Genomic DNA, 14,286 nt, shown 5'->3' on the forward strand with positions numbered 1-14,286 from the left:
ACCGAGTCCATCGGGACCGCCGAAACAGGCGAAGGCGAGGGCCATGCACGAATTTCAGGGTGCCCGGCTGTTGCCGGTCTGCGAAGGCGCGCGATTTTATCAGGCTTGAGCCGCAGCGGCCATCCTCAGGCCGACAGCAGGGCCATATCCGTTCAAAAAAACCGTTAATGCGCGGTGTCGGTGGCATCCTGCATGGCTGTATAAGGTATCGCATTAACCGTCTATCGTTATGACAGTGCGAAAACTTACCCGGAACGTGTGAATGTTTTGCGTCGGGCAACGGTCACAGTCTTGCTCGATCGTCTTCATGCGGTCTGCTCCAGCCGCTCTTGTCGTCAGGAATCCTCCATGCGTTTTTGTAAATTCTTGCTTGTGAGTTGTTTGTCAGTGGTCAGCCTGGTCAGTCAAGCCGAAACCGTCAAAGGGCTGTACCTGGTGCGCGAGCCGGTGAATGGCCAGTCCCCCGAGGAGCGCGACCAGGCGACTCAGCGTGCGTTGGACACATTGGTATTGCGCCTGACCGGCGACCCCAAGGCCGCCCAAAGTCCGGGGTTGGCAGCGATTCGCAAAGACCCGCAACAGATCATCAGCCAATATGGCTTTGAGGCCGGCCCACCGGAAGTCCTGAAGGTCGATTTCGATCCGGGTACCACCGAGCAGGCCTTGCGCCGCGCCGGCCTGGCCATGTGGGGGGCCAATCGGCCGTCGATCCTCGGCTGGTGGTTGAATGATTCCACCGAGGGTTCAAGCCTGGTGGGCGACGGCCAGGCCAGCGCGGCGCCGCTGCGTCGGGCTGCCCAGCATCGGGGCTTGCCATTGCGCTTGCCATTGGCGGACCTGAACGAACAGATCGTCGCAACCGCGCCGAACCTGGAGGGCGCAGATCCCGCACCTTTGCATGCGGCATCGGAACGCTACAATGCCGACGCCCTGCTTGCCGTACACGCCAGGGAAGAGGGCGGGCAATGGCAAGCCAAGTGGCAATTGTGGCTGGGGGATAAAAAAGAGGCCGGCAGTGTGCAGGGCGCCGATCAGGCCGCCGTGGCCGATGCGGTGATGCTGGCTGTCAACGAGCGCCTGGCGCCGCGGTTTGTCGCCAAGCCGGGTGCTTCGAGTGAGCAATTGCTGGAAGTGCAAGGCATGAATCTTGAGCGCTACGCGTCGCTCGGACGATTGCTGGAACCGTTTGGCGGGCGTGTGCGCAGTGTCGACGGTGACCGGATTCTTTATCGGGTCAATGGCAGCGTCGATCAGTTGCGTGCGCAACTGTCGCTGGCCAGACTGCAGGAGGCGCCGGCGGGTCAGGCCCCGGTCCCGGCCCCGGTAGCGCCCGTTCAGCCAACCACCGGCAGCCCGGTGCCAGCCGCCGCACCGGCCCCGATCCCGCAGCTACGTTTTCGCTGGTAGTTTTTCTTTCTTTATATAGAAGCAATGGAGTGGTTCATGGCCGATACGCGGCGTTGGTTCTGGCTCGGCGGGGTGGTCCTGCTGTGTGTGTTTGTCTGGTTGTTGCATCCGATCCTGACGCCGTTCCTGGTGGCGCTGCTGTTGGCCTACCTGTTCGACCCGCTGGTGGATCGGCTGGAGAAGGCAGGCTTGTCCAGAACCTGGGGTGTCGTGGCGGTGTTTACCCTGTTTACATTGATCTTCACCGCGCTGCTGCTGGTGTTGGTGCCGTTGCTCGCCAGGCAGTTGTTTCGTTTGTATGAGCTGGCCCCGCAAATGCTCGACTGGCTGCAGCACACGGCGTTGCCCTGGGCGCAATCGAAGTTCGGCCTGTCGGACGGTTTCTGGAAGTTTGACAAGCTCAAGGCCGCCATCAGCGAGCATATGAGTCAGACCACTGATGTTGTCGGTGTGGTGCTGAGTCATGCCACGGCCTCGGGACTGGCGTTGATCGGCTGGCTGGCGAACCTGGTGTTGATTCCGGTGGTGAGCTTCTACTTGTTGCGGGATTGGGACCTGATGATGGCCAAGGTCCGCAGCCTGCTGCCCCGTGATCGTGAAGCGCGCGCGGTGTCGCTGGCGGGTGAATGCCATGAAGTGCTCGGAGCGTTCGTGCGCGGACAGTTGCTGGTGATGGTGGCCTTGGGTGTGATCTACGCAGCAGGCCTGATGCTGGTCGGGTTGGAACTGGGTCTGCTGATTGGCCTGATTGCCGGTCTGGCGGCGATCGTGCCGTACATGGGGTTTATCATCGGCATTGGCGCGGCGCTGCTTGCGGGGCTGTTCCAGTTCGGTGGTGATCTTTATCCAATGCTCGGCATTGTCGCGGTGTTCATGGTCGGCCAGGCGCTGGAGGGTATGGTGCTGACGCCGTTGCTGGTCGGTGACCGGATTGGCCTGCACCCGGTGGCGGTGATTTTCTCGATCCTGGCCGGTGGTGAGCTGTTTGGCTTTACCGGTGTGCTGCTGGCTTTGCCGGTCGCCGCGGTGATCATGGTGCTGGTGCGTCATGTGCATGATTTGTATAAGGATTCTGATATCTACGGGAGGGCCGACGAGCCGCAGGTGTAAGGGCCATCGATAGCCGATGGCGGGCTGCCCGGGTTCGTACCGGATCAGCCTGCTGGCGTCGCCCGACTGTCACATGCACCGCCAAAGAATCTGTCACAAAACCAATGCATTAACGCAAACCTTTGATTTTGCTTGTGGTCTGTCGCATTGTGCGGTCCGCTTCACGGGTATAAACTTCGCAAACTTTACACAGAGGCCACTAACGGTTCCTTTGGAACTGTTCAGTCAGCATGAAACCGATTCAGCTGCCCCTAGGTGTGCGTCTGCGTGACGACGCCACCTTTATCAACTACTACCCAGGCGCCAATGCCGCTGCACTCGGCTATGTCGAGCGGCTGTGCGAAGCCGACGCCGGCTGGACCGAAAGCCTGATCTACCTTTGGGGCAAGGACGGGGTAGGGCGTACGCACCTGTTGCAGGCCGCCTGCCTGCGCTTCGAGCAATTGGGCGAGCCGGCGGTGTATCTACCGTTGGCCGAGCTGCTCGATCGCGGCATTGAAATCCTCGACAACCTCGAACAGTACGAGCTGGTCTGTCTGGATGATTTGCAGGTGGTCGCCGGACGAGCAGATTGGGAAGAGGCGCTGTTTCATCTGTTCAATCGCTTGCGCGACAGCGGTCGGCGCTTGCTGATTGCCGCGTCGACATCCCCTCGGGAGTTGCCGGTGAAGCTGGCGGATCTCAAATCCCGCCTGACCTTGGCCTTGATCTTCCAGATGCGTCCGCTGTCCGATGAGGACAAACTGCGTGCCCTGCAATTGCGCGCATCCCGTCGCGGTCTGCATCTGACCGATGAAGTCGGGCATTTCATTCTGACTCGCGGTACCCGCAGCATGAGTGCGCTGTTCGAGTTGCTCGAGCGCCTCGACCAGGCCTCCCTCCAGGCTCAGCGCAAGCTGACAATCCCGTTTTTGAAAGAAACCCTCGGCTGGTAAACCCGCTGAAACCGGGGCTTTTAGCTGTTTCGGCATATTTCAGGCGCCTGAAATCCCGCTTTCCTGCAAGGTTGCAGGCCGCGTGCGTGTTTAAAATGGGCTTAAGCGCTTAGATGTAAACGAGAAACGGATAAGTCACAAAAAGATCGATTGAATTTGCAAATGAGGTTGATAGCGGGCATAGTCTCGGCTTCTTTACAACTTTCAGCCACGGTCGTGCCCATGCTAAATCGCTTCGCACCCCTCGTGCCTCTCGCACTCGTTACCCTGTTGTTCGGTTGCGCTGCCCACACTCCAGTGGCCCAGCAAGCTCCGCAACAACAGGTTCAAAACTCGGTCACCGCCCAGTCTTCCGCTCTCTTTCAGGAAGAGCTGGCTACCGAAAAAGAACTCGCAGACTTCGCTGGCGGCAAGTCCTACCAGCTTCCGGTCCTGGCCGACAGCATCCTCGAACGTGGCATGTCCCTGATCGGTACCCGCTACCGTTTCGGCGGTACTTCTGAAGCCGGCTTCGATTGCAGTGGTTTCATCGGTTACCTGTTCCGCGAAGAAGCGGGCATGAACCTGCCGCGCTCCACCCGCGAAATGATCAACGTGGACGCTCCGCTGGTCTCGCGCAGCAAGCTTGAGCCGGGCGACCTGCTGTTCTTCGCAACCAACGGTCGTCGTGGTCGCGTCAGTCACGCCGGGATCTACCTGGGTGACAATCAGTTCATCCACTCCAGCAGCCGCCGCAGCGGCGGTGTGCGCATCGATAGCCTGGGCGACAGCTACTGGAGCAAGACCTTCATCGAAGCCAAGCGCGCCCTGGCAATGGCACCTAACGCGTCGCCAATCGTTACTGCACGTAAATAAGCGGACATTTTGTAAGGCGAACTTAAAGTCTTACTTGAAGTTTGTCGTGTAGCCGCTAGAATCTTGATCTACAAATGATGGCAAACCGCCTGCGTCCCACGCAGGCGGTTTTCTTTTCTGCGCTCCCCGCAGAAAAAGCCGCAGCCAGATCAGGATGTTCTGCTTATGACGACGTCGGCCCGCCTCGCAATCATGTTCTTCGCAGCGCTGCTCAGTGCCTGCGCCAGCCGCACACCGCCTCCTGCGCCGGTGGTTCGCGCTCCCATCGTATTTGGTTCCTCACAAGCTTTTTCGCCCGAAGCGGAAGACGTGCTGTTTCGCGCGCTCGGTCTGGTGGGCACGCCTTATCGTTGGGGTGGCAATACGCCGGATTCCGGATTTGATTGCAGCGGCCTGATCGCTTATGTGTACCGCGATGTCGCCGGTATTGCCTTGCCGCGTACCACGCGCGAGATGATCTCCATGCAAGCGGCGAATGTGGGCAAGGACGGCTTGCAGACCGGCGACCTGCTTTTCTTTGCCACCAATGGCGGTTCCCAGGTCAGTCATGCTGGCATCTATGTGGGAGAGGGGCGTTTCGTCCATGCGCCGGCCACCGGCGGCACTGTGAAGCTCGACAGTCTGTCCAAGGCCTATTGGCAAAAAGCTTACCTGAGCGCCAAGCGTGTTCTGCAGCCTGAACATTTGGCGCGCAATCCGTAACCTCCGGAGCTGGTGGTCATGACTGCTCGCACGCTCAATCTCGACGACGCCCTGTACCAATACCTGCTTGATGTTTCCCTGCGCGAAACGCCTCTGCTCAAGCGCTTGCGCGATGAGACCCAGGCGCTGCCGATGGCACGCTGGCAGGTGGCGCCTGAGCAGGGGCAGTTTCTTGCTTTGCTGGTGAAACTGACGGGGGCCAGGCGTTTGCTCGAAGTCGGCACCTTTACCGGTTACAGCGCACTGTGCATGGCGGCGGCATTGCCCGCTGAGGGTTCGCTGATTTGCTGTGATATCTCCGGTGACTACAACGCCACGGCCCTGCGTTACTGGCAGGAAGCCGGGCTGGCCGGACGCATCGATCTGCGCCTGGCGCCTGCGCTGGAAACCCTCGGCAAGCTGGACCAGCCAGGCCAGTTCGATCTGGTTTTCATCGATGCCGACAAGGCCAACTACCCGGCTTATCTGGAGCACGCCCTGCGATTGCTGCGGGTCGGCGGGCTGGCGGTGTTCGATAACACGCTATGGAGCGGGCGCGTGCTCGAGACCAGTCCCGAGAGCGCGGACACCCGGGCGATCCAGGCGCTCAACCGGGCGTTGAAGGACGATGCGCGGGTGGATCTGTCGTTGTTGCCGTTGGGTGATGGGTTGACTCTCTGCCGCAAACGCTGAGCTGGAAATCCTGTGGGAGCGAGCTTGCTCCGGGCGGCGTTCCGACGATAGCGGTAGGTCAGTCAGCATCGATGTTGAATGTGCCCTCATCGCGAGCAAGCTCGCTCCCACAGGGTTCTGAGTTCATCCGGGATGGTGTTATTTGGCAGCCGAAACCCGCCACACCTTGTTCCCCACATCATCGGCCACCAACAGGTCACCCTGTCGGTCGATCACCACGCCCACCGGGCGGCCCATGGCTTCTTCCTTGCCATTGAGAAACCCGCTGAGCACATCAACCGGATTCCCGACCGGCTTGCCGGCGCGGAAGGGCACGAAAATCACTTTGTAGCCGCTGTGCGGCTTGCGGTTCCAGGAGCCGTGCTGGCCGATGAAGGCGCCTTCCCTGAAGCGCGACGGTAACTTGTTGCCTTCGGCAAACGTCAGGCCCAGTGATGCCGTGTGCGGGCCGACGGCGTAGTCCGGGGCGATAGCCTTGGCCACCAGGTCCGGGTTTTGCGGCTCGACGCGAATATCGACATGCTGGCCGAAGTAACTGTACGGCCAGCCATAGAATGCGCCGTCTTTCACCGAGGTGATGTAGTCCGGTACCAGGTCGCTGCCGATTTCATCCCGTTCGTTGACCGCAGTCCACAGCGCGCCACTGTGCGGTTCCCAGGCCATGCCATTGGGGTTGCGCAGGCCGGACGCGAAGATCCGCTGCTGGCCGGTGGCGCGATCCACTTCCCAGATCGCCGCACGACCTTCTTCCTTGTCCATGCCGTGTTCCGCAACGTTGCTGTTGGAACCCACGGTGACGTACAGCTTGCTGCCGTCCTTGCTGGCGATGACGTTTTTGGTCCAGTGGTGATTCAGCAGGCCGCCCGGCAGGTCGACCACTTTTGCCGGCGGTGACTTGATCTGCGTATCGCCACTTTCATAGTGAAAGCGCAGCAGGCGATCAGTGTCGGCCACATACAGGTCATTGCCGACCAGGGTCATGCCGAAGGGCGAGTTGAGGTTTTGCAGAAACACCGTGCGGGTTTCCGCGACCCCATCGTGGTCCTTGTCGCGCAGCAAGGTGATGCGGTTGGCGCTGGGCACCCTGGCTCCGGCACGCCCCATGAATTTCTTCATGATCCAGCCGCGAATGCCTTTGCCGTCTTCGGGTTTTGGGGGGGCATTGGTTTCCGCCACCAGCACATCGCCATTGGGTAGTACATAAAGCCAGCGCGGGTGATCCAGGTCTTCGGCAAAAGCGGCCACTTGGGTGCCATTGGCGGCGATGGGCTTCGCACCCTGCGGCCAGCCGATGGCCGGGGCGATGTTCACGATCGGGATCAGGGTTTTGTCGGGGTCTGGCAGTTGAGGCGAAGGACCGGTGCCATCGGAGACTTGCAGGCGGGCGGTTCCGCCACAAGCGGCGAGCCCTCCGCAGAACGCGATAACGAGAACGAGCGGGGGCGTGCGCATGCGGGTCTTCCCTATGAGTGCCTTGTTCTAATCATAGAGGCGCGTTGTCGTCCGATGGTTCAACCCTTAGCCACGTGCCTCCTTGAACAGCACTGCTATGCCGGGGTGATAGTTGCCGGCTTCGTTGCGCAACTTGCGGTAGGCATAAGGGAAATACCAGGCAACAGCGCAGGTGTGTTCCTTTTGCAGGTCGTCGACCATGTCCTGGAGTTCTTCCGGTGTGGCGCCCTGCTGGGCTTTTTGCGGGGCGACGAACAGGCAGCCGAGTTTCAGGTCGCTGGCGTGGCTCAGGCGCTTGGCATCGCTGGCGATGTCGAGCAGGGCCTGGGTCAGGTTGAGGCTGTTGACCCGTGGCCAGCGCTGGCTGGTCTGGATGTAGGCGCGGGTTTCGGGTGAAGCCAGGAGCAGGTCGGCGCGGCTGTTGCGTTCGCCTTCTTCGGTCTGCTTGCGGGTGGGCGTCTGTTGCAGCGTGACCATCTCGGCCATCCAGGCGGCGGCAGACAGTAGTCCGAGATTGGCCTTCTCGTCGTGCCAGTACGGTGTGTCGCCATCACCGCGGACGGCGTTGTAACGGTCGATGCATTCGAACCAGCGTTCGAGCACCGGGCGCAGGAATTCCAGCTTTGGATTGCTGATGATCATGCCTTGCATGGGCTCACCCTTGTTGTTGTGTTGTGAGTTTGTGGCTCTTTGATATCACTGCTGGGAGCGTGGCACAAGATTGACGTCAGTTTATTGATTGATGGCAGTTATTCGGTCGATGGCCTCCCGGCTTTAATTGACGCTCCACCCCCAACCCTCTAACCTTCGCGGCTTGTTTCAGGTGCTCTGTGGCTTGGGTCGACAGAGTGAAACAGGGAAGCCGGTGAGTGAGTCCTTCTGTTGGTCGAAGGCCCGCAATTCCGGCGCTGCCCCCGCAACGGTAAATGAGTGAAAACTGTGTGTGATGCCACTGTGTCGATTTGATGCGGGAAGGCGCACGGTCTGGCCCCGCGGCCACTCATGAGCCCGGAGACCGGCCTGATTCATCCAGCGGCATCACGGTGGGCGATGCCAGGCTTGTTGCCTTCTATTCTTGTGCCTGCCCGCCGTTATTCCTGCCTAAACGGAGAGCTCCCCCATGACTGATACCCCCGATCGTGACGAACGCCACCTGGCGCGCATGCAGCGCAAAAAAGCCGTGATCGACGAGCGCATCGCCAATTCCCCGAACGAGTGTGGCCTGCTACTGGTGCTGACCGGCAACGGCAAGGGCAAGAGCAGTTCGGCCTTCGGCATGCTTGCCCGCGCCATGGGGCACGGCATGCAATGCGGCGTGGTGCAGTTCATCAAGGGCCGCAACAGTACGGGGGAGGAGTTGTTCTTCCGGCGCTTTCCCGAGCAGGTGCGTTTTCATGTGATGGGCGAAGGCTTTACCTGGGAAACCCAGGACCGCCAGCGCGACATCGCCGCCGCCGAAGCCGCCTGGGCGGTGTCGCAGCAACTGCTGCGCGATCCGTCCATCGGTCTGGTGGTGCTCGATGAGCTGAACATCGCCCTCAAGCACGGCTACCTCGATCTCGATCAGGTGCTCAGCGACTTGCAGGCCCGACCGCCGATGCAACACGTGGTGGTCACCGGTCGTGCCGCCAAGCCGGAGATGATCGAGATGGCTGACACCGTCACCGAAATGGGCGTGATCAAGCACGCCTTTCAAGCCGGGATCAAAGCGCAGAAAGGCGTCGAATTGTGAGTCAGCCTCGGCACTGTCCGGCGGTACTGATTGCCGCGCCGGCCTCTGGCCAAGGCAAGACCACCGTCACCGCGGCACTGGCCCGATTGCATCGCAATCAGGGGCGCAAGGTCCGAGTGTTCAAGTGCGGGCCCGACTTTCTCGATCCGATGATCCTCGAGCGCGCCAGCGGTGCGCCGGTGTATCAGCTGGACATGTGGATGGTCGGCGAGCAGGAGAGTCGCCGGTTGCTGTGGGAAGCCGCCGCTGAAGCCGACCTGATCCTGATCGAAGGCGTCATGGGGTTGTTCGACGGTACGCCGTCGAGCGCCGACCTGGCGCGGCATTTCGGTGTGCCGGTGCTGGGGGTGATCGATGGCACCGCCATGGCCCAGACCTTTGGCGCATTGGCCCTGGGGTTGGCGCGTTATCAGCCGGACTTGCCGTTCGCCGGCGTGCTGGCCAATCGTGTCGGCACGCTGCGCCACGCGCAACTGCTCGAAGGCAGCCTGACTGAGGGGTTGCGCTGGTACGGCGCGCTGTCCCGGGAAACCGGGATCGAATTGCCGAGCCGGCACCTGGGGCTGGTGCAGGCCAGTGAGTTGAACGATCTCGACCTGCGCCTCGATGCGGCAGCCGATGCCCTGGCCAGCAGTTGCGAGGTCGCGCTGCCACCGGCAGTCGAATTCGCCGCCCCTGATGTCATCGCGGCCGAACCGCTGCTGGCCGGTGTACGCATTGCCGTCGCCCGCGATGAAGCCTTTGCGTTCACCTACGGCGCGAGCCTGGATCTGCTGCGGGCGATGGGCGCCGAGTTGTCATTCTTCTCGCCGATCCGCGACCGTGCGTTGCCGCAGGCGGACAGCCTGTATCTGCCGGGCGGTTACCCGGAGCTGCACCACGTTGCACTGGCGCAAAACACCGCGATGCTCGATGCGATCCGCGCCCACCACCGGGCAGGCAAACCGTTGCTCGCCGAGTGTGGCGGCATGCTGTATCTGCTCGACTCCCTGACCGATGTCGAAGGCACTCGCGCCGAACTGGTTGGCTTGCTGGCCGGTGATGCAGTCATGCAAAAGCGCCTGGCAGCGCTGGCTTTGCAAGCGGTGGAACTGCCGGAAGGCTCGCTGCGCGGGCACACCTACCACCATTCGCTGACCACCACTGAACTGGCGCCGATTGCCCGTGGCTTGAGCCCTAACGGCGGGCGCGGAGCGGAGGCGGTCTACCGTGAGGGGCGGATGACTGCCTCTTACGTACACTTTTATTTTCCGTCGAACCCCTCGGCGATTGCCGCGCTGTTTGCGCCTGACCAAAACCCTGTGGGAGCGAGCCTGCTCGCGAAGAGGCCATGAGCGACAACGCATTCTCCGAAGCCGAGCGCGCGGCGGTGTACCGCGCCATCGCCGAGCGCCGCGACATGCGCCACTTCAGCGGCGGCACCGTCGAGCCCGAATTGCTCCGTCGCCTGCTCGAAGCCGCGCATCAGGCCCCCAGTGTCGGCCTGATGCAGCCCTGGCGCTTCATCCGCATCAGCGATCGCGCCTTGCGCGGGCAAATCCAGGCCCTGGTGGAAGAAGAACGCATCCGCACCGCCGAAGCCCTTGGCGAGCGCAGCGATGAGTTCATGAAGCTCAAGGTGGAAGGCATCAACGATTGTGCCGAGGTGCTGGTCGCCGCACTGATGGATGACCGCGAGCAGCATATCTTCGGCCGCCGCACGCTGCCGGAAATGGACATGGCTTCGTTGTCCTGCGCGATCCAGAACCTGTGGCTGGCGTCCCGTGCCGAAGGGCTGGGCATGGGGTGGGTGTCGCTGTTCGAACCACAGGCACTGGCGGACCTGTTGAGGTTGCCGCCGGGTGCCAAGCCATTGGCCGTGCTGTGCCTGGGGCCGGTCAAAGAGTTCTACCCGGCGCCGATGCTGGTGCTCGAAGGCTGGGCGCAGGCGCGTCCGCTACATGAATTGCTGTATGAAAATTATTGGGGAGTGAGTCAATGAGTGTGGCGTTGTTGAGTGTCGCCGCGGTTGCGCTGGATGCGCTGCTGGGTGAACCCAAACGCTGGCATCCGCTGGTGGCGTTCGGCCGTTTTGCCGAGCGCATCGAGCAACGTTTCAACGGCGGCGGTCGCGGCTGGCGCAGCCATGGCGTCACCGCGTGGGTGATTGCCGTGTTGCCACTGACGCTACTGGCCACGGCATTCTCCTGGGCGCCTTATGTCGGCTGGATCGTCGAGATTCTCGCGCTCTATTGCGCCCTCGGCATGCGCAGCCTCGGTGAGCACGTCACGCCTGTGGCCAAGGCCCTGCGCAGTAATGACCTGGAAGCGGCGCGCACTCGGGTGAGCTATCTGGTCAGCCGCCAGACCAGCGAACTGGATGAAACCGAAGTCGCCCGTGCCGCTACCGAGTCGGTGCTGGAAAACGGAAGCGATGCGGTGTTCGCAGCGTTGTTCTGGTTTGCCGTGGCGGGCGCGCCGGGCGTGGTGCTCTACCGCCTGAGCAATACGCTGGATGCGATGTGGGGTTATCGCAATGAGCGCTTCGAACGGTTCGGCTGGGCGGCGGCGAAGGTCGACGACGTACTCAATTACATTCCTGCGCGCCTGGTGGCACTGACATACGCGCTGCTGGGCAAAACCCGGCTGGCATTGAAATGCTGGCGCACCCAGGCCCCGACCTGGGATAGCCCGAACGCCGGCCCGGTGATGGCGGCAGGGGCGGGTGCCCTTGGTGTCGAATTGGGTGGGGCGGCGATTTATCACGGCGAACTGCATCAGCGTCCGCAGTTGGGCGAAGGTGTGCCGGCGGATGCCGACTCGATTGACCGGGGCTGGCAATTGGTCCAGCGCGGGGTATGGTTATGGCTGCTGATTCTCTGCCTGGGGGCCGAATTTTATGCTTGAGCACGGTGGGCGACTGCGCAAGGCGGCGCTCGAATACGGCATAGATGAAGCCGACTGGCTGGACCTGTCCACCGGCCTTGCGCCCTGGCCGTTTCCGGTGCCGGATATTCCGCTGCGGGCCTGGGCCCGTTTGCCGGAGACGGACGACGGTCTGGAGCAGGCCGCCTGTGATTACTACGGCACCTTGCAGGCATTGCCGGTGGCCGGCTCGCAAATGGCGATTCAACTGCTGCCGCGATTGCGTCGGGCGGGCAAGGTCGGCGTACTGTCGCCGTGTTATGCCGAGCACGCCGAAGCGTGGCGTCGCAACGGCTACATCGTGCGTGAAGTGCTGGAGCAGGAAGTCGACTTCTTTATCGACAGTTTCGACGTGCTGGTGGTAGTCAATCCGAATAACCCCACGGGCCTGAGCCTCACCCCCAGTCGGCTGCTCGACTGGCACACGCGACTGGCGCAGCGCGGTGGCTGGCTGGTGGTGGACGAAGCGTTCATGGATAACACGCCGCAACTGAGCCTGGCGCCGTTTGCCCATCAAGTCGGATTGATCGTCTTGCGTTCCTTCGGCAAGTTTTTCGGCCTGGCCGGTGTGCGCCTGGGGTTTGTGCTGGCCGAGCGCAAGTTGCTCAAGTTGCTGGCAGAACAAGTGGGTCCGTGGGCCGTGAGCGGGGCAACCCGGGTAGTGGGCCAGGCCTGTCTGCGCGATACCGAGGGACAAACGCGGCAACGGGTGCGCACCGAAGACGCCAGCGAGCGCCTTGCGTCGTTGCTCGAACAGCACGGCTTCGAGCCCCAGGGCGGTTGTGCGCTATTCCAGTGGCTGATCACCGAGCGCGCCGAAGAGCTGCATGAATTCATGGCCCGCCGCGGCATTCTCCTGCGGTTGTTCACGCACAACAGCAGCCTGCGATTCGGCTTGCCCGGTGACGAAATCGCCTGGGTACGACTGGCGCTGGCGTTCGACGATTTCGCCAAGGAAAACCAATGACCACGCTGATGGTGCAAGGCACCACATCGGATGCCGGTAAAAGCACGCTGGTAACCGCGTTGTGCCGCTGGGTCACGCGTCAGGGCGTCAGGGTGGTGCCGTTCAAGCCACAGAACATGGCCCTCAACAGTGCGGTGACCGCCGACGGTGGCGAGATCGGCCGCGCCCAGGCGGTACAGGCCCAGGCCGCGCACCTCGAACCGCACACCGACATGAACCCGGTGTTGCTCAAGCCCAACAGTGACACCGGTGCCCAGGTGATCATCCATGGCCGCGCTGTCACGACCATGAATGCGGTCGCCTATCACGACTACAAAACCATCGCCATGCAAGCGGTGCTGGCCTCCCACGAGCGCTTGAGCGCGGCGTATCCGCTGGTGATGGTCGAGGGTGCGGGCTCGCCGGCGGAAATCAATCTGCGGGCCGGGGACATCGCCAACATGGGCTTCGCCGAAGCGGTGGATTGCCCGGTGGTGCTGATCGCCGATATCAATCGCGGCGGGGTTTTTGCCCATCTGGTAGGCACCCTCGAACTGCTGTCGCCGAGTGAGCAGGCGCGGGTCAAAGGCTTCATCATCAATCGTTTCCGTGGCGATATCGCGTTGCTGCAACCCGGTCTGGACTGGCTTGAAGAGCGCACCGGCAAACCGGTGATCGGCGTGCTGCCCTACGTGATGGATCTGCACCTGGAGGCCGAGGACGGCATCGATCAACGCCAGACCGATAAAGCCGAACAGGTGCTCAAGGTGGTGGTGCCGGTGCTGCCGCGCATCAGCAATCACACCGATTTCGATCCGCTGCGCCTGCATCCGCAAGTGGACCTGCAATTCATCGGCCCCGGCCAGGCGATTCCGCCCGCCGACCTGATCATCCTTCCCGGCTCGAAAAGTGTGCGCAGCGACCTCGCGTACCTGCGGGCCAACGGCTGGGACACCGCCATCGCCCGGCATCTGCGTTACGGCGGGAAACTGCTGGGGATCTGTGGCGGCCTGCAGATGCTCGGTGAGCAGGTACATGACCCGCTGGGCCTCGAAGGTGCGCCGGGTTCCAGTGCCGGTTTGGGGCTGCTGGCGTTCCAGACCCAGCTCGAACAAGAGAAGCAATTGCGCAATGTGCGTGGTCGCCTGGCGCTGGAAGATGCGCCGGTGGCGGGTTATGAAATTCATGCCGGCGTGACCACCGGACCGGCCCTGGAACATGCCGCCGTGCATCTGGATGACGGCCGCTGTGATGGTGCGCAAAGTGCCGACGGGCAGATTTTCGGCACCTACCTGCACGGGCTGTTCGAATCGCCGGCGGCGTGCAGTGCACTGCTGCGCTGGGCCGGGTTGCAGGATGTGCAGGCCGTGGATTACCACGCCTTGCGCGAGCGTGATATCGAGCGGCTGGCGGATCTGGTGGAGAAGCATCTGGATACTTCTCTGCTGCGTCAGCTCTGTGGGTTCTGAGGTGGCTGTTGCGGCCCCATCGCGAGCAAGCTCGCTCCCACAGGTTACGAGGTGTAATCAAAATGTATGTTCAGCCTGGATCAATTGTGGGAGCGAGCTTGC

General features: G+C 62.0%; 14 protein-coding genes and 1 riboswitch. Of the genes, 12 read left to right on the plus strand and 2 right to left on the minus strand.

Annotated elements, in window-relative coordinates:
- Positions 1-348 precede the first annotated feature (348 nt).
- The 6 genes from AC1RP7_RS19700 to AC1RP7_RS19725 all read left to right on the plus strand — a co-directional run bounded on the left by AC1RP7_RS19700 (position 349) and on the right by AC1RP7_RS19725 (position 5,681).
- Positions 349-1,407 carry a DUF2066 domain-containing protein gene (locus tag AC1RP7_RS19700; protein WP_493181711.1) on the plus strand — a complete coding sequence of 353 codons (1,059 nt, stop codon included), beginning with the start codon at positions 349-351 and terminating at the stop codon, positions 1,405-1,407.
- A gap of 36 nt (positions 1,408-1,443) precedes the next feature.
- Entirely contained in the window at positions 1,444-2,517 is a 1,074-nt protein-coding gene (locus tag AC1RP7_RS19705; RefSeq protein ID WP_090453906.1) for an AI-2E family transporter, read from the plus strand.
- Positions 2,518-2,747: 230 nt separating this feature from the next.
- Positions 2,748-3,452, plus strand: a complete 705-nt coding sequence (gene hda, locus AC1RP7_RS19710; protein WP_007984552.1) for a DnaA regulatory inactivator Hda — start codon at positions 2,748-2,750, stop codon at positions 3,450-3,452.
- A gap of 222 nt (positions 3,453-3,674) precedes the next feature.
- Positions 3,675-4,307, plus strand: coding sequence for a C40 family peptidase (locus AC1RP7_RS19715; protein ID WP_008017885.1), 633 nt, complete (start codon positions 3,675-3,677; stop codon positions 4,305-4,307).
- Between the two features lie 165 nt (positions 4,308-4,472).
- Positions 4,473-5,009 (plus strand): C40 family peptidase, encoded by a 537-nt coding sequence (locus tag AC1RP7_RS19720; RefSeq protein ID WP_057715812.1) that lies wholly within the window; start codon positions 4,473-4,475, stop codon positions 5,007-5,009.
- Between the two features lie 18 nt (positions 5,010-5,027).
- Entirely contained in the window at positions 5,028-5,681 is a 654-nt protein-coding gene (locus AC1RP7_RS19725; protein ID WP_493181713.1) for an O-methyltransferase, read from the plus strand.
- A gap of 138 nt (positions 5,682-5,819) precedes the next feature.
- Here AC1RP7_RS19725 and AC1RP7_RS19730 read toward each other — a convergent pair whose 3' ends face one another.
- Positions 5,820-7,133, minus strand: coding sequence for a PQQ-dependent sugar dehydrogenase (locus AC1RP7_RS19730; RefSeq protein WP_493181715.1), 1,314 nt, complete (start codon positions 7,131-7,133; stop codon positions 5,820-5,822).
- 66 nt (positions 7,134-7,199) lie between these two features.
- Positions 7,200-7,784 carry a hypothetical protein gene (locus tag AC1RP7_RS19735; protein WP_090453912.1) on the minus strand — a complete coding sequence of 195 codons (585 nt, stop codon included), beginning with the start codon at positions 7,782-7,784 and terminating at the stop codon, positions 7,200-7,202.
- 153 nt (positions 7,785-7,937) lie between these two features.
- Positions 7,938-8,171: riboswitch (cobalamin riboswitch) on the plus strand.
- A gap of 82 nt (positions 8,172-8,253) precedes the next feature.
- Between AC1RP7_RS19735 and cobO the strand changes: the two genes are divergently transcribed.
- Genes cobO through AC1RP7_RS19765 form a run of 6 tightly spaced genes read left to right on the plus strand, consistent with a single transcriptional unit; the run spans position 8,254 to position 14,184 of the window.
- Positions 8,254-8,865, plus strand: coding sequence for a cob(I)yrinic acid a,c-diamide adenosyltransferase (cobO, locus tag AC1RP7_RS19740; RefSeq protein WP_057715808.1), 612 nt, complete (start codon positions 8,254-8,256; stop codon positions 8,863-8,865).
- Complete coding sequence (locus AC1RP7_RS19745; RefSeq protein WP_493181717.1) at positions 8,862-10,199, plus strand: cobyrinic acid a,c-diamide synthase CobB; 1,338 nt, start codon at positions 8,862-8,864, stop codon at positions 10,197-10,199. Before cobO ends, AC1RP7_RS19745 begins: the two co-directional genes overlap by 4 nt.
- Positions 10,196-10,846, plus strand: a complete 651-nt coding sequence (bluB, locus tag AC1RP7_RS19750; protein ID WP_090453914.1) for a 5,6-dimethylbenzimidazole synthase — start codon at positions 10,196-10,198, stop codon at positions 10,844-10,846. Before AC1RP7_RS19745 ends, bluB begins: the two co-directional genes overlap by 4 nt.
- Positions 10,843-11,751, plus strand: a complete 909-nt coding sequence (gene cbiB / locus AC1RP7_RS19755; protein ID WP_090453916.1) for an adenosylcobinamide-phosphate synthase CbiB — start codon at positions 10,843-10,845, stop codon at positions 11,749-11,751. Before bluB ends, cbiB begins: the two co-directional genes overlap by 4 nt.
- Entirely contained in the window at positions 11,744-12,736 is a 993-nt protein-coding gene (gene cobD / locus AC1RP7_RS19760; protein ID WP_493181719.1) for a threonine-phosphate decarboxylase CobD, read from the plus strand. The genes cbiB and cobD overlap by 8 nt, the downstream gene beginning before the upstream one ends.
- Positions 12,733-14,184, plus strand: coding sequence for a cobyric acid synthase (locus AC1RP7_RS19765; protein ID WP_154947272.1), 1,452 nt, complete (start codon positions 12,733-12,735; stop codon positions 14,182-14,184). Before cobD ends, AC1RP7_RS19765 begins: the two co-directional genes overlap by 4 nt.
- Positions 14,185-14,286: the final 102 nt, after the last annotated feature.

The sequence above is a fragment of the Pseudomonas sp. GW822-FHT01E03 genome, assembly GCF_058802985.1.

Bases quoted from the DNA above. Each gene is read 5' to 3' on its own strand.
- cobD (WP_493181719.1), top strand. From the start codon at position 11,744: ATGCTTGAGCACGGTGGGCGACTGCGCAAGGCGGCGCTCGAATACGGC.
- AC1RP7_RS19705 (WP_090453906.1), top strand. From the start codon at position 1,444: ATGGCCGATACGCGGCGTTGGTTCTGGCTCGGCGGGGTGGTCCTGCTG.
- AC1RP7_RS19725 (WP_493181713.1), top strand. From the start codon at position 5,028: ATGACTGCTCGCACGCTCAATCTCGACGACGCCCTGTACCAATACCTG.
- AC1RP7_RS19730 (WP_493181715.1), bottom strand. From the start codon at position 7,133: ATGCGCACGCCCCCGCTCGTTCTCGTTATCGCGTTCTGCGGAGGGCTC.
- AC1RP7_RS19735 (WP_090453912.1), bottom strand. From the start codon at position 7,784: ATGCAAGGCATGATCATCAGCAATCCAAAGCTGGAATTCCTGCGCCCG.
- bluB (WP_090453914.1), top strand. From the start codon at position 10,196: ATGAGCGACAACGCATTCTCCGAAGCCGAGCGCGCGGCGGTGTACCGC.
- cobO (WP_057715808.1), top strand. From the start codon at position 8,254: ATGACTGATACCCCCGATCGTGACGAACGCCACCTGGCGCGCATGCAG.
- AC1RP7_RS19765 (WP_154947272.1), top strand. From the start codon at position 12,733: ATGACCACGCTGATGGTGCAAGGCACCACATCGGATGCCGGTAAAAGC.
- AC1RP7_RS19720 (WP_057715812.1), top strand. From the start codon at position 4,473: ATGACGACGTCGGCCCGCCTCGCAATCATGTTCTTCGCAGCGCTGCTC.
- AC1RP7_RS19715 (WP_008017885.1), top strand. From the start codon at position 3,675: ATGCTAAATCGCTTCGCACCCCTCGTGCCTCTCGCACTCGTTACCCTG.
- hda (WP_007984552.1), top strand. From the start codon at position 2,748: ATGAAACCGATTCAGCTGCCCCTAGGTGTGCGTCTGCGTGACGACGCC.
- cbiB (WP_090453916.1), top strand. From the start codon at position 10,843: ATGAGTGTGGCGTTGTTGAGTGTCGCCGCGGTTGCGCTGGATGCGCTG.
- AC1RP7_RS19700 (WP_493181711.1), top strand. From the start codon at position 349: ATGCGTTTTTGTAAATTCTTGCTTGTGAGTTGTTTGTCAGTGGTCAGC.